Origin of the sequence: Salinispora mooreana, from assembly GCF_000379065.1 — a bacterium.
Classification (GTDB): Bacteria; Actinomycetota; Actinomycetes; order Mycobacteriales; family Micromonosporaceae; genus Micromonospora; species Micromonospora mooreana.
Genome location: NZ_KB900614.1, coordinates 3,755,762 through 3,775,169, shown reverse-complemented (window position 1 = coordinate 3,775,169; position 19,408 = coordinate 3,755,762). Strand labels below are relative to the sequence as shown.

Below are 19,408 nucleotides of genomic sequence, written 5' to 3'. Positions count from 1 at the left end.
GACGTAGCCGGGACCGGGGTGGGCGGGGCCGCGGCACCGAGCAGTGTGATGAATGTGGATGGATGGCCACCCCCCACGGCGTGTAAGCGTGTGGCAGGCTGCCGAGCATGTCAATGCCAGAGGCTGGGGCTGTGGCACCTCCGGGATCCGCCACGTCGATGTCTGACGGGCCGAAAGCGTTCGCGCGGTGGCTGCGTCCGGACCGGGTCGGGGCGGTGGCGATAGCCCTCATCGTGGTGTCGGTCGCCTGGCGGGCCGGCCTCGCCGCGCGGGGCTGGTTCTCCCAGGACGAGTTTGTCATCGCCGCCCAGGTCCTTGATGCCCGGTTGGACCCGGATTTCCTGCTGCGAACCTTCAACAACCACCTGATGCCCGGCGGCCTGTTGACAGCGTGGCTGATGGTGCGGCTGGCCGGCTTCGCCAGCTGGCCCTGGGTGCTGATGCTGGCGGTGGGGCAGGCGGCCGTGGGCGTCGCCGTCTATCGGCTGCTGCGCGACCTGCTGCCGCCGGGCTGGGGTCTGCTCATCCCGTTGGCCCTCTTTGTGTTCAGCCCGCTGACGCTGGAGGTGTCGTCGCTGTGGCTGGTCGGGTTGCTCCTGTTGCCGGTGCAGCTTGCGCTGGTCCTGGCGGTGCGGGCGCAGGTTCGGTACGTGCGCAGCCGCCGCCGGCGGCACCTCGCGATGGTCGCGCTGTGGCTGCTGTTCGGCCTGCTGTTCGACCCGAAGGCGCTGCTGATAGCGCCGCTGTTGTTCCTGCTGACAGTCTTGTTGTTTACCGCCGGCCCACTGTGGCGCAGCCTGGTCACGGCGGTGCGCCGGCACTGGCCGGTCTGGCTGTTGCTCGCCGTGCTCTCCGGGTCCTACCTGGCGTTCTACCTGACCCGACCAGCTCGCGCGCTGGACCAGGTGACCTCGTTCGGTCAGGCTTTCACATTCCTTGGCGACCTGGTCGGCGTGACCGTCGTGCCGGGCCTGCTCGGGGGGCCGTGGCGATGGGCGTACGCCGGTGACGGGCCGCCGTTGGTGGATCCCTATCCGGTGGCGATGTGGCTGTCGTGGCTGGTGCTGGCGACCCTGGTCGTGGCTACCGTCGTCCGGCGCCGCTCGGCGGCGCGGGCCTGGCTGCTTCTGGCCTGCTACCTCGGGCTGGTCACCGCGTTCTTCGCGGTAACCAGCCTCGGTGGTGTGCTCGGCCCGATGGTGGGCACGGTCCCCCGCTTCGTGGCTGATGGGGTTCCGGTCGCCGCGATCTGCGTCGGGGTAGCCCTGTTCGGGCTCCGCGATGGCGGCGAGGAGCCCGACACCCCCCGGCCGCTACCGGGGCCCCCGCGGGCGCTCGGCTCCGTCGTGGTCGGTCGGGTGGCGATCGCTGTCCTGGTCGTGGTCGGGTTCGGTACGGTGTGGAGCACCGTCAAGTTTGGTGACAACTGGAGCACCAAGCATGGCCGGGAGTATCTCGCCACGACGCAGGCCGAGCTTGCCGCCGCGCCAGCGGACACCGTCTTCCTGGACACGATCGTTCCCGACCGGGTCGTCGCCGGCTACTTCTGGCCGGACAACCTTCAGTCGCACTTCTTCCGGCCGGCGGAGCGCCAGCCGGAATTTGTCGAGGTGGCTGAGCTGCCGGTGACCTTCGACGCGGAGGGTCGAATCCGTCCGGTCCGGATTGAGGGAGTTAAGGTTCTGCCGGGCCAGGTGTCCGACTGCGGGCACCTGGTGGAGAGCGGGCGGACGGCCCGGATCCCGTTAGCAGCACCGGTTGAGGAATGGCCGTACGTGGTGGAGTTCGGCTATCTGAGCTCCGGCGAGGCGACCGCAACCATGCGCCTGGGTGAGGCCACCCGGGAGATCCCGTTGCGGAGTGGACTGCACCAGCTGTATTTCCCGTTAGCCGGTGCGGGGGAGGCCATCGAGGTCACCATCGACACTCCGGACATCACCCTCTGCACCAGGCTGATCACTGTCGGGCGGGTGGTGCCGGCGTCGTGAGTGGGTGACCGACCGGCCGACCGGGCCCGGGTGGTGCGCGATCGGCTCCTGTTGTACGCCGTCGCGGCGGTGGTGACGGTGGTGGTGCTCGCCCCCCTGGCGGCACCGGGCTACGTGTTGCGCTACGACATGGTGTTCGTGCCCCGGCAGCCGCTGACCTGGGATCTTGTGGCGCCAGCACAGGGCCTGCCGCGGGCGGTGCCGATGGACGCCGTGGTCTCGGTGCTCACCCAGCTTGTCCCGGGCTGGGTGGTGCAGCGGATCGCGCTGGGCGGGGCGGTCCTGCTGGCGGCGGTCGGTGCCGGGCTCCTGGTGCCGACCGAACGGACCGGGGTTCGGCTGCTCGCCGCGGTCGGCTACGCCTGGACGCCGTACCTGGCCGAGCGGCTGTTGATCGGGCAGTGGGGGCTGCTGGTCTGCTATGCCGCCCTGCCGTGGCTGGTGCGCGCCGTGCTGGAGCTGCGGGCTGGGCGGGCCGGCGCGGTGGCCCGCGTGCTGCTCACCGCCGCGCCGGCTGCGCTGACCCCGACCGGTGGCCTGATCGCGTTCGGCGTGGTGTCGCTGCTCGCACCACAGCGGGGGCGCCTGCGGGGGCCGGCGGTCGCGATGGCCGGGGTCGCCCTGCTCAACGCTCCGTGGGTAACCGCTGCCCTGGCCACCGACGCGGGCGGAACCTCCGATCCGGCGGGGGTGGCCGTCTTCGCGGCCCGGGGCGAAAACTGGGCGGGTCCCCTGGCGGCGCTCGCAGGCACCGGGGGCATCTGGAGCGCTCAGGCCACCCCGGCGAGCCGGGCCCTGCCCCTGGTGCCGCTGGTGACCCTGGTGCTGCTGACCCTGGCCGGCGCCGGGTTCGGTCTGCTGCGGCGGCGGATGTCGCCGGATGTTTCGGTCCGGTTGTTGGTGCTGGCGGGGACCGGCTTTCTGCTCGCCGCGCTGGGTGCGGTGCCGGGGAGCGCCGACGTGCTGCGGTGGGCGGTGGCGCAGCTACCGGGAGCCGGGCTGCTTCGCGACGGGCAGAAGTTCCTGGCGCCGTACGCGTTGCTGCTGGTGGTGTGTGTGGCGCTGGGCACCGAGCGGCTCGTGAACCGGGTGGAGCGGACGAACCGGGAGGTGGCGGGGGTGGTGCTGGGTGGCGTGCTGCTACTGCCGGTCGCGGCGATGCCGGATCTCGCGTTCGGCGGTGCAGGCCGGTTGTGGCCGGTCAGCTATCCGGCGGACTGGCAGGCGGTGGCGGGGCGACTGTCCGCTGACCCCGGCGGGGAGGTCTTGGTGCTGCCGTTGAGTAGCTACCGCGCGTACTCGTGGAATGCCGGGCGGACCGTCCTGGACCCGGCCCCTCGCTACCTGCCGGCGACGGTCCTGACCGACGACACGCTCCGGGTCGGTGATGTCGTGGTGACCGGCGAGAACACGCGGCTGCGGGAGATCCGGCCGCTGCTCGGGGCGGGACGGCCGGCGACGGAGACGGGGGTGCGCTGGGTGCTGGTGCAGCACAATCGCGCGGACCAGGTGGATCCGGCTACCCTCACCGGCCTCGAGCTTGTGCACCGGGGGGCGTTCCTGGCCCTCTATCGCAACCCAGGCGTACCGCCGAGCCCGGTGGTGGTGTCGCCGGTTCGGTGGGCGGTGGTGGTGGCGTTGGCTGTCGCCGTCGCGGTGGTGGTCGCTGCCATGTTTCGGCGCTACGCCAGTGGGCTACCGCGTGGTAACCTCCGCTCCGAGGTCGAGACATTGGAGAATTGACATGCGTAAAGCCCTGACTCTGGCCATAACCGGCCTGGTGGCGGCGGTGCTCGGGATCCTGTCTCTCGGCGGGCTGGCGGCCGCGACGACCGCCACCGAGGAGGAGGCGGTCGCCAAGGCTGAAGAGCTCATCGAGAAGGCCAAGGAGGCCAACGAGCCGGACCCCTATGTACCCGAGATCTACGGCAGCCGGTAGGACGGGGCGCCCCGTGAACGCGTCTGGCGGGGCGACTCCGCGCTCTCCAGAAGCGCGGCGAAGCGGCTCCCGGCTGCCGGCCAGGTAAAGCTCGCCGCGTGCTCCCGGGCTGCCGCGCCCAGCCGTTGTCGTAGCTCGTGGTCGTGTAGCAGGGTCCGCACCTTTGCCACGTAGTCGTCCATGTCGTCGGCGAGAAGCCCCGTTTGGCCATCCACCACCGCCTCGACCACACCGCCCGCGCTCCGGAACGCGACTGTCGGCGTGCCCGCCGATCCCGCCTCCACGATGGTCAGACCCCAGCCTTCCTTCAGGGACGGGGTCAGCGCCACCCAGGCCGAGCCGAGGAGAGCCGCCTTCTCCTCCTCCGTCACGAACCCCCGGAACTCCACTCGGTCGGTGATGCCCAACTCGTTGGCGACCTCGCGGAGCCGCCCTTCCCACCAGCCCTGGCCGGCGACGACCAGCCGTAGCTGTGGCAGCTCGTCGGCGAGTGTCGCGACCGCCCGCAACGCCACCTCAACGCGCTTGTGCGGGACCAGCCGGTTGAGCGTGACCAGCAGTGGGGAGGAGGTGCGTTCCACGTCGGTGTGCGGGAGTGGCGGAGTGCCGTTGTGCACCACGGAGACCTGTTCCGCCGGTACGCCGAGCTGGACCATCTCCTGGCGGGTGGCTTCGGAGACCGTGACATGGTGGCAGCGCCGGTAGATGCGTACGGCTAGTGTTGACTCCACCCACCAGCCAAACCGAGCCACCCAAGCTGGAAGTACGACGCCCCATTGTTCTCGGTGAATGTGGTGAATTAGCTTGACAATTGGCCGCCGGGCCCATAGGGGTGTCATGAACGGTACGCCGTTGCAGACGTCCACGAGCGCGTCCGGTCGGCCGCCGTGTCGGTGAGACATCGGGCCGAAACCGAGCGCGCCGGCAAGATAGCAGAGCGCGGCCCACGGGTACACAGTGTAGCGGCCACCCCGTCTGACCAGCCGGATTCCGTCGTCATTGACCTCGTCGGGGAGGCCCTGGCGATGAGCGGCGCAGAATATCGTGGCCCGGAAGCCGCGGGCTATCAGTTCTGCGGCGATCCGCTCGACGTATACCTCGGATCCGCCGCCTTCGGGGTTCCGGGTATCCCGCCAGTTGAGGAACAGTACATGTCCAGCGGTAGCGGAAGGGCGCTCCACGTGATCCCTACTCTCGAGTAATTAGCGTCACACTAAAGCTCGAGAGGCGGCTCGGCAATGCCTACATGAAAGATGTGGGTCAATGTGGTGAATTGACCGCCGGCGCTCTGTGTTCGGGGTGAGGGGCGGTCGGCCGGGGGTGGCGGCGGTCACTGAGCGCCTGGATCGGGCGTTCGACGCCGTAGTAGCTCGCCGCCGCGAGCGCCAGCCCACCCGCCATCGTCAGTGCGAAGGTCTCGAGGAGGCCGCCGGTGAACAGCGGGCGGTCCGCCACCAGATAGATCACTTCGATCACCAGCGGATGCCAGAGGAACAGCCCGTACGAGACGAGGCCGAGCCAGCGGGCGGAGGTGCTGCCGAAGGCCTGGTGAACCCGGGTCTTCTGGTCGCCGAACGCCACCGGAATCATGATCAGAATTCCGACCGCGAGATAGAGGGTGAGCTTCACGGCGAACTCCGCGGCGGTCGGCTCGGCGAGGTCAAGCGGCCCGGCGATGGGTGTCGTCGCAATCGCCAGTAGCCCCACGGCCGTGGCCCAGCAGGCGACTGGCGCCGCGGCGAGGTCGTCGAGGACGCGCAGAGCGGCCGGGCCCGTCTTGGTCTGCAGGGCGACATGCGCCACCGCCAGGACCATGCCGCCGCAGAACCAGGCCGCGTACGAGGGGAGCCACATGGTGTGGACGGCGGTGTCGACGACGCCGAGCCCCATCAGGGTCAGCCACCCCGCAGTCACCAGGGCACCCCCGCCGGCGAGCACCAGGGTGCGGACGGGCCGCCAGGTCCGGCCCACGGTGAACACCGCGACCAGCGGCAGGGCCAGGTAGAACACGACCTCGGTGGCGAGACTCCAGGTCTGACCCAGCCCCGCGCGGAGCTGGTCGCGTTGATAGATCTGGGTGAAGGTCAGGTGGCGGAGCCAGTCGCCGGCCGAGGCGGGCCGGTTCTGCGGCAGAACGGTCAGGCAGACCAGCACCGTGAGCCAGTAGGCCGGCAGGATCCGCAGGGCCCGCCGCCAGAAGTATCGGCGAACGCCGGGGCGGGGGAGCCCGGCGGCGGCGCTCGACGCCCAGGGCCGGAAGAGCAGGAATCCGGAGAGGACGAAGAAGACGGCGACACCGACGTCCATCCGCGCCAACCAGGTGCCCCACTGGCTGTTCAGGCTCACGCCGGTGTGGAACCCGACGTGGTGGGCGACGACAGCTACCGAGCCGATCGCGCGGAGCGCATCCAGGGCAGGCAGGCGGCCGGCTGTCGAAGGATGTGACGGGCTCGGGGGGACGGCTGCGGACATCTAGACATCCAGGGGGTTCACTTTAATGTTGACTGGGGAGTAACCTCCCGCCATGTTATGGATCGATTGCCCTGAGCGACAGGCGTTACAGGAGGAAGAGTGAAGCTTCGGGTTAGTGTCGCGCTCTTCGGGCTCGGCGTCTTGTTGCTGGTCTTCGCCGTCGGGCTGCCGTTGTACGTCGCCCCCGCCATCAGCCGCCTCCCCTACGACCTCAAGCCAACGACGTTGGTCGCCGAAGCGCCCAACGCGCGGTTCTTGCAGATCGCAGCCGACGATGAGTCAGTCACCGTCGACGTTCCACGAGCCACTCTGAAGTCCACGATCGAGGTACTTCCCCAGCCTGGTGAGACCAAGGATCGCCTGCCAGAGCAGCTCAAGGGCGACGCAGTGATCTGGGATGTCTACCAGACCGTCGTACGGAGTGACACTCAGGACCCGATCACCGCGTACAGCACGCAGCTCGCCCTCTATCGCGTCTCTGGTATTGCCGCCCCCTGGGATGACCAGTGGCTCAAGCAGGACGACAGCGAGGGGATCCCGAAGGGCAACGTCACATACTCGGGGCTGACCTACAAGTTCCCGTTCGGCGCGGAGAAGAAGGACTACCCGGTCTTCGACCGCGATCTCAAGGAGGCGCTCCCGGCGACCTTCGTCGGCACCGAGACCGTCGAGGGTGTCGACGTCTACCGCTACGAGCAGCGGATCGAGGACCGGGTGCTGGACACGCCGGAGGAGAGCCTTCAGGTGCTGCTGAACACCTTCGCCCCCGGTGCCACCACCGGCGAGATCGTCTACAACAACACCCGGACCTACTGGGTCGATCCGGTTACTGGCGCGTACGTCGATGTACGTGAGCAACAGCGAAAGGAACTGCGCCCGGACGTTGGATCCACCACCGTCCTGCTCGATGCTGACTTCAACTACACCGACGACACGGTGCAGAACAGCGTAGAGACGGTGAAGACCAACCGTCTCAAGATTGGCCTGGCCCGGCTGTGGGGTCCGATCGCCGCGGGTGTCCTCGGCCTGATCGCCCTCGTCGTCGGCCTCCGGCTGTTCCTGCATGCGGGGGGTGCCGCAGGTCGGCACTCCGGCGCAGCATCGGCCGCCGCCGGTCCGGACAGCACCAGTGTGGATCAGAATCCACGCTAGCCGCGTGGTCGGTGGGACGGGGGTGGAGGCGGGTCTCGCACCCGCTTCCACCCCAGCCGTTGCCTGATCGATTCGGCGCGCGCGTGGACTCGGCGCGTCATCACCACCGAGTCGGGCAACGGTCCGCCCTCAGATCCGGGCGAGCGCCCGACGTAGCGGGTCCAGGCCGAGGGAGCCCAGGTCGAGTGCCTGCCGGTGGAACTCCCGGAGGTCGAACGCCGCTCCCTTACGAGCCTTGGCGTCAGCCCGAGCCTGTAGCCAGATTCGCTCACCAACCTTGTAGGAGGGTGCCTGCCCGGGCCAGCCCAGGTAGCGGTTCAGCTCGAACCGGAGGACCTCATTCGGAACCCGGCAGTGCGCCCGCATGAACTCCCAGCCCAGCTCCGGCGTCCAGCGTTCGCCCGGATGGAAGCCGAACGGGTTGTCGGCCGGGATCTCCAGCTCCAGGTGCATGCCGATGTCGACGATCACCCGAGCGGCGCGGAGCGCCTGGCCGTCGAGCATGCCCAGCCGGTCGCCCGGGTCCTCGAGGTAGCCCAGCTCGTCCATCAGCCGCTCGGCGTAGAGAGCCCAACCCTCGCCGTGCCCGGAAACCCAGCAGAGCAGCCGCTGCCAGCGGTTGAGCGTCTCCGCCCGGAGCACCGTCTGGGCGACCTGAAGGTGGTGGCCCGGAACGCCCTCGTGGTAGACGGTGGTGACCTCGCGCCAGGTGGAGAAGTCGTCGATGCCCTGCGGCACCGCCCACCACATCCGGCCGGGACGGGAGAAGTCCTCACTCGGGCCGGTGTAGTAGATCGCGCCGTCACTCGTCGGCGCCAGGCAACACTCGATTCGGTGGACCTGCTCCGGGATGTCGAAGTGAGTGCCGTGCAGCTCGCTGATCGCCTTGTCGGCGAGGTTCTGCATCCAGTCCCGGAACGCCTCCTTGCCCCGGATGTTCCGCGCCGGATCCGCGTCCAGCGCGGCCACCGCCTCGTCGACGGTGGCGCCGGGGCCGACGATCCGCGCGGCGACCGCTCGCATCTCCGTCTCCAGCCGGGCCAGCTCCGCAAACCCCCAGGCGTACGTCTCGTCCAGGTCGACCCGGGCACCGAGAAAGTACTGCGAGGCCAGCTCGTAGTGCTCCCGGCCGGCGGCCTGCTTCGCCCTGCCCAGTGGGGCCAGTTCGGTCCGGAGGAAGCGGCCGAACTCGGCGGTCGCCGCAGTGGCGGTCGCGGCACCCCGGCGCAGTTCGGCGTCGAGCGCGCCGCCTGCGCCCAGCCGTTCGACCAGCCCGTGGAAGAAGTTGTCCCCGTCCGGGTCCACCCAGGCGTCACACTGCTTGGCTACCTCGAGCAGCTGGGCGCGCGCGCTGGAATGGCCGGCCGCGGCCGCCTCGCGCAGCGTGGTCTGGTACTGCTCGAGCGCTTCGCCGAAGTGGTTGAGCCGCGCGGCGATGTTGGCCTGGGCCTCCTCGCCGTCGGTGGGCATCAGGTCGAACACGGAGCGGAGCTCGTGCAGCCCGCTGGTGATGACGTTGACTCCCCGGCCGACCTCCCCCGCCGCATGGCGGGTGAGCTCCAGGCTGAGCCGCTCCTGCATGGCCTCCTTCGCGGTCTGCTCCGGCAGCGACTGGGGCTGCACGCCGTCAAGGTCGGCGAGAACTCGGCGGTTCAGGTCGGCGCGGGCGGCGTAGCCGTCCGGTGAGAGGTCGTCGAGGCGGTCGTCGTGGCCGGTGATGCCGACGTAGGTGGCGCCGGTCGGGCTCAGCGCGGCCCACTCTGCCACGTACCGGTTCGCAATATCGTCGATTCGTTCCACGAGCTCGACCCTACGTGATCGTGAAGCCGGGATGCGCCCGTGATTCGCCGGACCCGGGGTTGCTCCCGACAGCTTCGGTCACCTGCCGGGAGGCTCCTGTGACGACCAACACGACGCCCGAAAGTCACCAGACTTTGCCGTGCACGGCCGGCAGACTGTCAGGGGTGATAGTCGAGTCCACCCCTGACCGGGCTGCGCTGCGGAGCTGGCTGCCCGGGTACCTCGCGTTGGCCGCGATCTGGGGCTCCAGCTTTCTGTTCATCAAGATCGGGGTACGGGAGCTGCACCCGGTGCACCTGGCCCTCTACCGGGTCGGCGCCGGCGCGGCGACGCTGCTGATCCTGCTCGCGGTGCTACGCGACCGACTACCCCGCGAGCCGCGGGTCTGGGCCCATCTGGTCGTCACCGGTGGCATCGGGGTGGCGCTTCCGTTCACCCTGTTCAGCTACGGCGGGGAGCGGGTCGAGTCCATGCTCTCCGGGATCTGGAACGCCACCACACCGCTGGTCGTGCTCCCCATGGCGGTGCTGGTCTTCCGCACCGAACGGCTGACCGCCGCCCGGGCGGTCGGGCTCGGGCTGGGCTTCCTCGGCGTACTGGTGGTGCTTGGTGTGTGGCAGGGGGCTGGTGGTGCGCACTTCGTCGGCCAGCTGATGTGCCTCGGCGCCGCGGCCTGCTACGGGGTGACCATCCCGTACCAGAAGAAGTTCGTCGCGGGCCGCTCCTACTCCGGGCTGGCCCTGTCGGCGGCGCAGCTGTTGATGGCGCTGGCGCTGCTCGCCGTTGTCACCCCGTTCGTGGCGGGTGCTCCGCCGATGCCGACCGCCCTCTCCGGCTCGGTCCTGGCCAGCATGGTCGCGCTCGGCGCACTCGGCACCGGACTGGCCTTCCTGATTCACTTCCGCAACATCCGGGTCGCCGGCGCGAGCACCGCGGCGACGGTGACCTACCTGATCCCGGTCTTCGCGGTGCTGGCCGGTGCGCTGGTGCTCGACGAGCGGCTGACCTGGCACCAACCGGTCGGTGCGGTGGTGGTCCTGCTCGGTGTCGCCGTCACCCAGGGCCTGATCGGCCCCCGCCGTCGACCGCGCGCCGCCGTGCTACCGGCCGCTACAACCGGAACCCCGACCTCGGCGGTGGGAACCTCAACCTCGGTGGCGAAAGCGCCGGCCGTCGCCGGTCAGGAGCGGCTTGCGGCCCACGCCACCAGCCGCTCCGCCGGCCAGGTGTTAACCACCCGGTCGGCGGGGACGCCGCAGCGGGCCGCGCGTTCGCAGCCGAACCGTTGCCAGTCGAGCTGACCGGGAGCGTGCGCGTCGGTATTGATCGCGAACTGGCAGCCGGCCTCCAGCGCCCGCCGAATCAGCCGTTTCGGCGGGTCCTGCCGCTCCGGCCGGGAGTTGATCTCGACCGCGACGTCCCGCTCCGCGCAGGCCGCGAAGACGGCGTCCGCGTCGAAGTCGCTCTCCCCCCGGGTACGCCGCCGGTGCCCCCGGTCGCCCGGCCCGGTCACGCCCGCCGGTCGGGTGGAGACCATCCGGCCGGTGCAGTGCCCGAGGATGTCCAGGTGCGGGTTCGCGATCGCGGTGAGCATCCGACGAGTCATCCGCCCCCGCTCGTCGGAGAGGTTGCTGTGCACCGAGCCCACCACCACGTCGAGCTGGGCGAGCAGCTCCTCGTCCTGGTCCAGCGTGCCATCGGCGAGGATGTCCACCTCGATGCCGGTGAGGACCCGGAACCCCGTCGGCAACGCCTCGTTCAGCCGCCCCACCTGCTCCAGCTGGCGGCGCAGCCGGTCGGCGGTCAGCCCGCGCGCCACCGTCAACCGCGGCGAGTGGTCGGTGAGCACCAGGTACTCATGGCCCAGCTCGACCGCGGCCAATGCCATCTCCTCGATTGAGGAGCCGCCGTCGGACCAGTCCGAATGGGTGTGGCAGTCGCCGTGTAACGCTGTCCGTAGCGCGGTCGCCTCAGCGTCCAGGTCGGTGCCCTCAGTCGCCACCAGCCGACGCAGGTAGACCGGCTCCTCGCCCGCCAGCGACTCGGCCACGCAGCGGGCGGTGACCGCGCCCAACCCGGAGAGGTCGGTGAGCTTGCCGGCCCGGGCCAGTTCGGCGACCTCCGCGGTCGGCAGGGCGGCCACAGCCTTCGCCGCCGACCGGAACGCGCGCACCCGATAGGTGGCCTCGTTGGCCCGTTCCAGCAGGAAAGCTATCCGGCGTAGGTCTTCGACGGGATCTCGGGCGGTCATTCCTGCAACCTAGCGGCTGCGGCCAGGACACTCACGGCTCCTTCGGGCAACCGTGTCGGCGCTGCCAGTCCGCCACCTCCACGGCGGGCGACCGGTTGACCCCGCGTCGCCACGCGTCCAGGTAGGGCGCCGGCCACACCACCCCCCGCCGGATCCACCAGCCGTCCTTCCCCGGACACGGCGGTGAGATGCCGAAGTGCAGATGGCACACGTTGTTCGCGTTGCCGGTCCGGCCGACGGTGCCGAGCTGCTGCCCGGCGGCGACGCGAACGCCCGGATCGAGGCCCGCCGCGACCTCGGTCAGGTGGGAGCCGTAGTAGCGCACCCCGTCATCGCCCAGCACCGCCACCGACAGGCCGCCGTTGAACGGACCGCGGGGGCCGCCCGGGTCGAAGCGGTCCACCCGGCTCACCTCCAGCACCGAGCCGTCCGTCACCGCCACCACCGGCGCACCGCAGTCGGCGAAGATGTCCGTGGCGGGGTAGATCGAGTGGGTCGGATGGTAGGAGGCGTTGCTGGCCCGTACCGGGAAGACGCGCCGGGCCTCGGCGGGCGGCGCCTGCGGTGGGGGCGCCGACGTGCTCGACGGAGCCGCTGTGGGCGTAAGGGCCGAGCTGGCCGACGGGCTGGTGGGGGCCAGATCCGTGGTGGCCGGGTGACTGGTCGCACCGGTGTCCACCCCGGGGCGGGTCGTCGCGCAGCTCGCGGTGAGCACCGCGGCGAGCAGGAGCAGCAGGGGATACGCCGGGCGGCGTCCGGGCAACGGCGCAGGCATCCGGCCATCCTGACAGACCAGTACGGTGGGAGGGAAAAGCCGGGGAGGAGGCGATGTGACCGACCCGTACGACGGCGGCCGTCCCCGAAGCCCGTCGGGGCTCTTCCCCGCCGCGCCGCCGACACGACCCACCTACCGCGAACCCCACCCGATCGACGGTGCCGCGGTGCTGCTCGGCAGCGTCATCGCCACCACCTGGCTGATGCTCTTTGGGCTGCTCGGCACCGGCGTGCGGGGGTACGCCTGGTGGACGGTGTTCGCCGGTGGCCTCGCCTGGCTGGCGGCGCTGCTGTTGGTGCGGCACGGCGACCGGGGAGTCGCCACCGGGGTCGCGATCGTCGTCGGTGGTGGGTGGAGCATCGCGGCGGCGGTTGTTGCCACCCGCTGGATGGCCAGCGGTGACTGGCCCCTCTGGTAGGGAATCGGGCCATCCGCTCCAGCCTTCTCCTCGGCGGCTCGATCAGCGCGGCGACGTTTGTTGGCCGCCCGTCGGGGCGTTGGCCGTTCGCCCGCCGATCCCACCGGCTAACGTGCACGCGTAAGGCCGTCTGCGCGTCCTGGGCGAGCGAGCAGGTGAAGCTGGCGGGCTGGACACGCCGTAACCGGCCTGCGGTCGGTGGCCGGGTCGCCACCGATGACGCGAAGCCGCGGACGGTCGACGAGTTTCGGGGCTACGCCGAGGAAGTTTGGGGGAACCGTGTCGTACTTTGCTGCGGCCGTGGTGCGGGACGAGAGCGGCTGGACCGCCGCCGAGGTGAACCTCCGTGGTGCCGTTGACGTGGACGGGGTCGCCGACCGGTTGCGCGACGTCGACCCGGGTGCCGACCTGTCGCTGCTCTTCGTCGAGGCCGAGGAGGAGTACCTGGTCATCCTGCGTCTCGATGAGGGCGAGGACCTGCGAGTCTTCGGCTCGGATGCGGCGTACGCCGAGGAGACCCAACTGGGCGCGCTGCTGGTCGGGGACCTCAAGACGTCGGTGCCCGGGCTGGACGAGATCGAGGAACCCCGTGCCGTCGGCGGTGACCCGGAGACCGAACAACCCGCCGCGGATCCGGAGGCGGACCCGGTCGGGGACGCGGACCTTCTCGCCGACCTGGGAGTGTCCGGGGCAAAGCTGATCGCGCTCTGCGGTCACGAGGGGATGCTGCCGGCGGATGTCACCACCGAGGCGTGCACGGTGTTGGGCTGTGCCGACGAGGTTGAGGAACTGCGTGAGGTGTGACCCGGCCGGCATGGTCGCGGGCCGGAGCGGCGTGGGTGGTGTTGACCGTCGGCAGCGCCACGAGGAGTGGATGCGCCGGGCGTTGGAGGTCGCGGTCACCGGGGCGGTGACCACTGCCGCTGACGACACTGCGGTCCCCGCCGCTGATGACATTCCGGTCGGTGCGGTGCTCCTCGGCCCGGACGGAGCCGAGCTGGCCACCGGCCGCAACGAGCGGGAGCTGACCGGGGACCCGACCGCGCACGCCGAGGTGCTGGCGTTACGCCGGGCAGCTACCCGGCTCGGCCGCTGGCGGCTCGACGGGTGCACCCTGGTGGTAACCCTGGAGCCGTGCACGATGTGCGCCGGGGCGCTGGTGCTGGCCCGGATTTCCACGGTGGTGTTCGGGGCGTGGGAGCCGAAGACCGGCGCGGCCGGCTCGCTCTGGGACGTGCTGCGCGACCGCCGACTGAACCACCGCCCCGAGGTCTACGGTGGTGTCCTCGAAACGGAGACAGCAGCGGTCCTGCGCGCCTTCTTCCGGTAGGGCCGGCGTCCGGTTCGTCCCGGCGCCGCGGTGAGTGTGTTGATCAGGCGATGATGGTGTCCAGGGCGATCTCCACCATCTGGCTGAACGTCTGCTCCCGCTCCTGCGAGGTGGTCTTCTCCCCGGTGGGGATGTGATCGCTGACCGTCAGGATGGTCAGCGCGCGGGCCCGGAACCGGGCGGCGATGGTGTAGAGCGCTGCCGACTCCATCTCGACCGCCAGCACGCCGTAGTCGGCGAGCGAGTCGTAGAGGTCCGGCCGGTCAGTGTAGAAGGCGTCCGCCGCCAGAACCGGCCCGACCCGCATGATGACGCCGCGTCGCTCGGCCACCTCCACCGAGGTACGCAGTAGCCCGAAGTCGGCGACCGGCGCATAGTCGATCAGCCCGTCGAAGCGCATGCGGTTCATGTTCGAGTCGGTCGAGGAACCGATCGCGGCCACCACGTCACGGAGCTGGAGGTCCGCGGTCAGGGAGCCGCAGGAGCCGACCCTGATCAGCGACCGGACGCCGTACTCGTTGATCAGCTCATGCGCGTAGATCGAGGCGGACGGCATGCCCATGCCGGAACCCTGGATCGAGACGTCAACCCCGTTCCAGCGGCCGGTGAAGCCGAACATCCCGCGGACGGTCGAGTAGCACTGCGCGCTCTCAAGGTAGGTCTCCGCGATCCACTTGGCCCGGAGCGGGTCACCCGGCATCAGGACCCGCTCGGCGATCTCTCCCGGCTTCGCGCCGATGTGCGTACTCATGGCAGGGATTCTGCCAGCCCACCCCCGGCGCCGTACCGGTTGGGCTTTCCGTCGGGCGGTCCTGTAGCCTACTCGGCGGTGGTGTGTCCGAGTGGCCTAAGGAGCACGCCTCGAAAGCGTGTGAGGGTTTACGCCCTCCGCGGGTTCAAATCCCGCCACCACCGCCATTGAGCAGGCGAGACGCCCGGTCGGTCCGGAAGGACCAGCCGGGCTTCGCTATTTGAAGATCGTTAGGCTCGGTTTGTGATGGCAGGGCCGGCGGGTCACTACCGCGCCGTTCGCACGGCGCGTCGAAGGCCATGACCCGAGCCTCAACGACACCGGCGTCGCCGAGCCAGCTCACGTACTCGGTGCCGGAGTAGTTCTTGTCGCCCTCGGTCTCGACGAGCATGTTCATCCCCGTCAGGGCGGCCTTCGGTGGGCCGGTGCGCTCCTCGTTGAGGAACTGTTCGGCCAGCTCGGAGTTGCGTAGCCAGCACCGGCTTTCTCCAGTGGCCCCAGGGACGCGCATGCGTCCAGCCGGACTCGGCGGCGGCTTCGGTCACGGTGCCGTCCGTCCCTCGGCCAGGCGAGCGAACAGTCCGAACTAGACACCAACGGTGCGGATCGTGAAGCCCGGACGCCGGCTACGAGCTGCATCAGCGGGATGGGGGGATCATCAGGAGATGAAAGTACAAAGTGTACATGGGCATGGGCCGGCACCGGAGGCGGTACGCGAGGCCGGCGAGGTGGCGGCCGTGCGTCACGCTAGGAGCATGATTCGATTCGTCCTGAACGTGCTGTGGCTCATCTTCGGCGGCGGAATCGTGCTGGCCTTCGGCTACTTCGTCGCCGCGTTGATCTGCTTCGCCCTCGTCATCACCATCCCGTTCGGGGTCGCCTCGCTGCGGCTGGCTTCGTACTCGCTGTGGCCCTTCGGCCGCACCCTGGTCACCAAGCCGGGGGCGGGCGTCGCCTCCGGGCTGGCGAACGTGCTCTGGGTGCTGTTGGCCGGCTGGTGGCTGGCGCTGTCGCACCTGATCGCCGGGGTGTCCCTCTGCGTCACGATCATCGGCATTCCGTTCGGCATCGCCAACTTCAAGCTCGTACCGGCGGCATTCTGGCCGCTCGGCCAGGAGGTCATCGAGGTTCGCTGAACCGAAACCCACCCGGCTCGGGGCGCTGGGTGGCCTCGGCTTCACGCCGCTCCCACTCTTCGACCAACTCGTCCCAGTAGTCGGCCCCCAACCCCCGACGCCCGTGCGCCAGCCAGCCGGCGGTGTTCCGCTCCACGTGCAGGCCGAGCTCGGCGAAGAGGTCAACCCACGGGCCCGGCTCCACCCCCACCTCGACCAGGGCGGCGTTGATCGGCCACTGCCCACGCGGCCCATCGAACACCGAGTCGAAGCGCGGCCCCCAGGACCGCTGACCGCCGAGCCACACCGCCGCTGCCTGGTGTCCGACGCCGCCGGTGAACTCCGCCTCGACGTACGCCACCGGCCCCTGCCGCGACCAGTCGGCCAGGGTCTCGGTCAGCGTGGTGGAGAGAACCAGCGTGAACGGGCGCTCCGGGGTGAGCTCCTCGACGGCGTAGTCCGGCGGCGCCCCGGTCAGCTCCTCGATCAGTTGCGGGGTCACCGGCAGTAGGGCGAAGTCCTGGCGTAGGTTGCCGAGGACCGCGTGATCCAGCCCGCCGGTCTCCCCGTGCAGCAGTCCGACGTCCGCGATGATCGCGCTGAGCTGGTAACTCATGCGTCCACAGGCTGTGGATGAGACATGTGTACGAAGAGCCCTGCCAGCTTCGCCTCCGTTGGTTGCCCACTCCGCTGCACGCCCTCAGTATCCCTGCTCAGCTCGGGGTGGGCCGGGACACGAGCCACCAGGCGGTAGTCGCCAGGACCGCGACCAGGGCGCTGAAGACGAAGGGCGCGTCGATCCCGATTGTTGCCGTGAGGACACCGCCGAGCAGCGCGCCGCCGGCGGCGGCGCTGAAGCTCAGGGTACGGCCGGCCGCAATCGTACGGGCGGTGACCAACGCGAGTGTTCGCAGCACCCGCTGGCCTGACAGCCAGCGCAGACCCGCCACCACGCCCAGGCTGGCCTGCTTTGGCGCGACCTGCGATGGCCGGGCGGCGATGCTGATCGGCAGAGTCAGCAGAAGCATGACGGCCAGGGCGAGGGACGCCCCGTTCACCGCGAAGGGCAGCGCGGCGCCGGCCGGTCACCAGCCACGGCAGGGACTGGGCCGCGGTTACCGCGGCCACCGCGATCGGGTTGGCGGTCAGCGACGTGGCGAGCAGGGGGAGAGCGGCCAGTCGGATGCCGTCACCGACGTTGGCGAGGGTGGTGGCGCTCCAGAACGTCCAGAAGGGCCGGCCCAACGGAACAGAACTCGTGACCATGACGGGCATCATTGCACCACCACTGCCGCCGTTGGGGGCGCTAAGTGCGCTCCCCAACATCTTGGCGGCTACCTGCGCACCGAGGTGGTGAGGCGGCGTAGGGCGGCGTGTGCCGGTGGGCCCCAGGAGGGCTTGCCGCCGGGGCGGCCGTGGACGCCGTTGTCACCGATGATGATGCAGTCGAGGGCGCGCACTGTCGCCCAACCGCGGGCCCGGCGCAGGGTGGCGGGGTCGGGGGCCGGCTCGTATGCCGCGTGGAAATGGTCGATACCGGCGGGCAGCAGCAGCCACCCGGCGGCGAGGTCATAAGCGGGATCACCGGTGCAGAGGTCGCCAAAGTCGATCACTCCGCAGAGGGTGCCATCGGCGGTGAGAACGTTGGCCGCGTGCAGGTCGGCGTGGAGCCAGAGCGGTGGGCCGGTCCAGGGCGGAGCGGCAACCGCCTCCTGCCAGACGGCGCGGACCTCGTCCGGCTCGTCGACCAGCCCACGTTCGGTGGCGGCGGCGAGTGCCCCGGCGAACCGCTCGGACTGGTCAACCAGCGGCCCACCCCGGTCCCGGCCGGCAGGTGCCCCGCTGGGGGCGGGTTGGTGTAGCGCTGTCAAGAAGGTGGCCAGCGACCTGGCTGCGTCGAGGGGGCGCGTGACCGGGGCCTGGTCGGCGGGGGCTCCCGGAATCCAGGTGGAGATGAGCCACGACCGAGGGAATCGTTCGGAGGGTACGCCGAGCCGCTGCGGGACGGGGACCGGCAACGGTAGGCGTGAGGCCAGGGTCGGTACCCAGGCGTGTTCCTTGTGGAGCAGCGTGTCCGCGAACTCCGTAGCCCACGGAAGCCGGACGGCCAGGTCGTCACCGAGCCGCCACAGTTGGTTGTCCCACCCCCGCGCGCCGAACCGGATCGGGCGCTCGGCGAGATCGGGGTGCTGGTCGCGTACCAACTCCCGGATCAACTCCGCGGTGACCTCATGGTCAACGTTGGTCATGCGGAGCACTGTATCCGCTACCACCCCGGGGTTGGCAGCGCCCGGATCGCGAGGAACCCGATCGGCTCCCGTAGCAGGCGCTCGTAGCGTTCTCGGTCGACCAGCGCCGCTTCGGTGGTCGGCCGTGGCTCCAGCAGCCGCTCGATCAGAAAGCCTGCTTCGTGTAGCTCTTCGCAGGTCCGCTCCAGCGGGGCCAGCCAATAACGCACCTGCCAGCCCCTGCTCCAGGTCTCTTCGATAACGCGCTCGTCGAAGTAGCTGCCACCGTGTCGAAGCCAGTCACCGGTGGGGTGCAGCCGGGACAGCACGAGCGCGCCGTCCGGCCGCAACACCCGCCGCAACTCCCGCAGCGCCGAGGTCCGGTCATCGACATACTCCAGCCCGAGCGCGAACAAGACCAGGTCCACCGAGGCGTCCGGCAGCCAGTGCAGCGGTTCAGCAAGATCGTGTACGTGGAAGACGCCGGCGGGGACGCGCTCTCGGCACAACTGGACCATGCGCGGACTCTGGTCCAGCCCGACCACCCGGGCACCCCGGGCGACCAACTCCTCGGCGTAGAGCCCGGGACCGCAGGCCACATCCAGCACCGTGCGCCCAGCGACCTCACCGAGCAGCCGCAGGCAGGCCGGCCGGTCGTAGTGGGCGTTGTAGAGGCCCTCGCGTGCGTGCTCCAAGAACTCGTCGGCGAACGCGTCGTACTGCGGTCCCGGTCCCACGGCCTCGGTCATGTCGCCAGTTCTACACGCAGCGGCGCGGGCTATTCATGGGTTTCACCGATGATAAGCGAGGCTGACGGTGAATGCGGCGAGAGCGACCACGAAGAAGAGTGCCCAGGCACCGAGCCGAAAGTTGCCGGCCCGCACGTGTACGCCCAGCGCGCCGAGGAAGTACAGGACCAGACCGGCCGCCGCGAGAGTGCCCAGGACTGGCACGACGATCCCGGCCAGCAGGCCGAGCGCACCGGCGCCGAGGAGCACCCCTAGTGGCCGTACCCACGACCGGGGCACCCGGTTGCGGTCCGCCTCCGTCTTCGGATACTCGTGCCCGATCAGGTTGGCGACGGCGGCCGAACCGTTGAGGGCCGAGGCGAGCAGGGTTACGACAAGATACGTTGCGAACATCGTTGCCTCCGGTGCGGGACAGGGATATTGGTCAGTCGTTCACGGAC

Annotated in this window: 18 protein-coding genes, 1 tRNA gene and 3 pseudogenes; 10 read left to right on the top strand and 12 right to left on the bottom strand. The window is 70.1% G+C overall.

Features of this window, described 5'->3' with window-relative positions; genetic code table 11:
- The first annotated feature begins 113 nt into the window (after positions 1-113).
- The 3 genes from SALPAC6_RS0117980 to SALPAC6_RS0117970 are packed head-to-tail and all read left to right on the top strand — an operon-like array spanning position 114 to position 3,927.
- Entirely contained in the window at positions 114-1,988 is a 1,875-nt protein-coding gene (locus SALPAC6_RS0117980) for a hypothetical protein (RefSeq protein ID WP_188115233.1), read from the top strand.
- Positions 1,989-3,731, top strand: a complete 1,743-nt coding sequence (locus tag SALPAC6_RS0117975; protein ID WP_018254754.1) for a hypothetical protein — start codon at positions 1,989-1,991, stop codon at positions 3,729-3,731.
- Between the two features lies 1 nt (position 3,732).
- On the top strand, positions 3,733-3,927 hold the full coding sequence (locus tag SALPAC6_RS0117970) for a hypothetical protein (protein ID WP_018254753.1): 195 nt from the start codon (positions 3,733-3,735) through the stop codon (positions 3,925-3,927).
- On the opposite strand, the gene SALPAC6_RS0117965 is transcribed toward SALPAC6_RS0117970, so the two are convergent.
- Positions 3,912-5,108 (bottom strand): glycosyltransferase family 4 protein, encoded by a 1,197-nt coding sequence (locus SALPAC6_RS0117965; RefSeq protein ID WP_018254752.1) that lies wholly within the window; start codon positions 5,106-5,108, stop codon positions 3,912-3,914. The genes SALPAC6_RS0117970 and SALPAC6_RS0117965 overlap by 16 nt on opposite strands.
- Positions 5,109-5,187: 79 nt before the next feature.
- Positions 5,188-6,399 (bottom strand): acyltransferase family protein, encoded by a 1,212-nt coding sequence (locus tag SALPAC6_RS0117960; RefSeq protein WP_018254751.1) that lies wholly within the window; start codon positions 6,397-6,399, stop codon positions 5,188-5,190.
- A gap of 99 nt (positions 6,400-6,498) precedes the next feature.
- On the opposite strand from SALPAC6_RS0117960, the gene SALPAC6_RS0117955 reads away from it, so the two are divergent.
- The gene (locus SALPAC6_RS0117955) at positions 6,499-7,551 is read left to right on the top strand and encodes a DUF3068 domain-containing protein (protein WP_018254750.1); all 1,053 of its coding nucleotides are present in this window, start codon (positions 6,499-6,501) and stop codon (positions 7,549-7,551) included.
- Positions 7,552-7,680: 129 nt separating this feature from the next.
- Here SALPAC6_RS0117955 and SALPAC6_RS0117950 read toward each other — a convergent pair whose 3' ends face one another.
- Entirely contained in the window at positions 7,681-9,351 is a 1,671-nt protein-coding gene (locus tag SALPAC6_RS0117950) for a DUF885 domain-containing protein (protein ID WP_018254749.1), read from the bottom strand.
- A 164-nt stretch (positions 9,352-9,515) separates the two neighbouring features.
- On the opposite strand from SALPAC6_RS0117950, the gene SALPAC6_RS26255 reads away from it, so the two are divergent.
- Complete coding sequence (locus SALPAC6_RS26255; protein WP_018254748.1) at positions 9,516-10,652, top strand: DMT family transporter; 1,137 nt, start codon at positions 9,516-9,518, stop codon at positions 10,650-10,652.
- Here the strand turns inward: SALPAC6_RS26255 and SALPAC6_RS0117940 are convergent.
- Both SALPAC6_RS0117940 and SALPAC6_RS0117935 read right to left on the bottom strand, forming a co-directional pair.
- A pseudogene (locus SALPAC6_RS0117940) lies at positions 10,601-11,602 on the bottom strand (PHP domain-containing protein); the annotation flags it as partial. The gene SALPAC6_RS26255 and the pseudogene SALPAC6_RS0117940 sit on opposite strands and share 52 nt — an antisense overlap.
- 31 nt (positions 11,603-11,633) lie before the next feature.
- Positions 11,634-12,377, bottom strand: a complete 744-nt coding sequence (locus SALPAC6_RS0117935) for a M23 family metallopeptidase (RefSeq protein WP_018254746.1) — start codon at positions 12,375-12,377, stop codon at positions 11,634-11,636.
- A 55-nt stretch (positions 12,378-12,432) separates the two neighbouring features.
- On the opposite strand from SALPAC6_RS0117935, the gene SALPAC6_RS0117930 reads away from it, so the two are divergent.
- The 3 genes from SALPAC6_RS0117930 (at position 12,433) to SALPAC6_RS0117920 (ending at position 14,125) form a co-directional block, all read left to right on the top strand.
- Positions 12,433-12,795 carry a hypothetical protein gene (locus tag SALPAC6_RS0117930; RefSeq protein WP_018254745.1) on the top strand — a complete coding sequence of 121 codons (363 nt, stop codon included), beginning with the start codon at positions 12,433-12,435 and terminating at the stop codon, positions 12,793-12,795.
- Positions 12,796-13,074: 279 nt separating this feature from the next.
- Positions 13,075-13,599, top strand: coding sequence for a tRNA adenosine deaminase-associated protein (locus tag SALPAC6_RS0117925; RefSeq protein ID WP_018254744.1), 525 nt, complete (start codon positions 13,075-13,077; stop codon positions 13,597-13,599).
- Positions 13,600-13,609: 10 nt separating this feature from the next.
- A complete protein-coding gene (locus SALPAC6_RS0117920) occupies positions 13,610-14,125 on the top strand; it encodes a nucleoside deaminase (RefSeq protein ID WP_018254743.1) in 516 nt (171 codons plus the stop codon).
- Between the two features lie 43 nt (positions 14,126-14,168).
- Here the strand turns inward: SALPAC6_RS0117920 and deoD are convergent, their stop codons facing one another.
- The gene (deoD, locus tag SALPAC6_RS0117915; protein WP_018254742.1) at positions 14,169-14,876 is read right to left on the bottom strand and encodes a purine-nucleoside phosphorylase; all 708 of its coding nucleotides are present in this window, start codon (positions 14,874-14,876) and stop codon (positions 14,169-14,171) included.
- Between the two features lie 77 nt (positions 14,877-14,953).
- Between deoD and SALPAC6_RS0117910 the strand changes: the two genes are divergently transcribed.
- Positions 14,954-15,043 (top strand) — tRNA-Ser (locus SALPAC6_RS0117910).
- A gap of 49 nt (positions 15,044-15,092) precedes the next feature.
- On the opposite strand, the pseudogene SALPAC6_RS28080 reads toward SALPAC6_RS0117910, so the two are convergent.
- Positions 15,093-15,333 (bottom strand): annotated as a pseudogene (locus tag SALPAC6_RS28080) (hypothetical protein); the annotation flags it as partial.
- A gap of 298 nt (positions 15,334-15,631) precedes the next feature.
- Here SALPAC6_RS28080 and SALPAC6_RS0117895 point away from each other — a divergent pair.
- Positions 15,632-16,012 (top strand): YccF domain-containing protein, encoded by a 381-nt coding sequence (locus tag SALPAC6_RS0117895; protein ID WP_018254741.1) that lies wholly within the window; start codon positions 15,632-15,634, stop codon positions 16,010-16,012.
- On the opposite strand, the gene SALPAC6_RS0117890 is transcribed toward SALPAC6_RS0117895, so the two are convergent.
- The 5 genes and pseudogenes from SALPAC6_RS0117890 to SALPAC6_RS0117870 all read right to left on the bottom strand — a co-directional run bounded on the left by SALPAC6_RS0117890 (position 15,996) and on the right by SALPAC6_RS0117870 (position 19,361).
- Positions 15,996-16,607, bottom strand: coding sequence for a hypothetical protein (locus SALPAC6_RS0117890; protein WP_018254740.1), 612 nt, complete (start codon positions 16,605-16,607; stop codon positions 15,996-15,998). The two genes, SALPAC6_RS0117895 and SALPAC6_RS0117890, sit on opposite strands and share 17 nt — an antisense overlap.
- 97 nt (positions 16,608-16,704) lie before the next feature.
- Positions 16,705-17,269: pseudogene (locus SALPAC6_RS28075) on the bottom strand (hypothetical protein).
- A gap of 56 nt (positions 17,270-17,325) precedes the next feature.
- A complete protein-coding gene (locus tag SALPAC6_RS0117880; RefSeq protein ID WP_018254738.1) occupies positions 17,326-18,240 on the bottom strand; it encodes an aminoglycoside phosphotransferase family protein in 915 nt (304 codons plus the stop codon).
- A 17-nt stretch (positions 18,241-18,257) separates the two neighbouring features.
- Positions 18,258-18,968 carry a class I SAM-dependent methyltransferase gene (locus tag SALPAC6_RS0117875; protein ID WP_018254737.1) on the bottom strand — a complete coding sequence of 237 codons (711 nt, stop codon included), beginning with the start codon at positions 18,966-18,968 and terminating at the stop codon, positions 18,258-18,260.
- A gap of 42 nt (positions 18,969-19,010) precedes the next feature.
- Positions 19,011-19,361, bottom strand: coding sequence for a DoxX family protein (locus SALPAC6_RS0117870; RefSeq protein WP_018254736.1), 351 nt, complete (start codon positions 19,359-19,361; stop codon positions 19,011-19,013).
- Between the last annotated feature and the right edge of the window lie 47 nt (positions 19,362-19,408).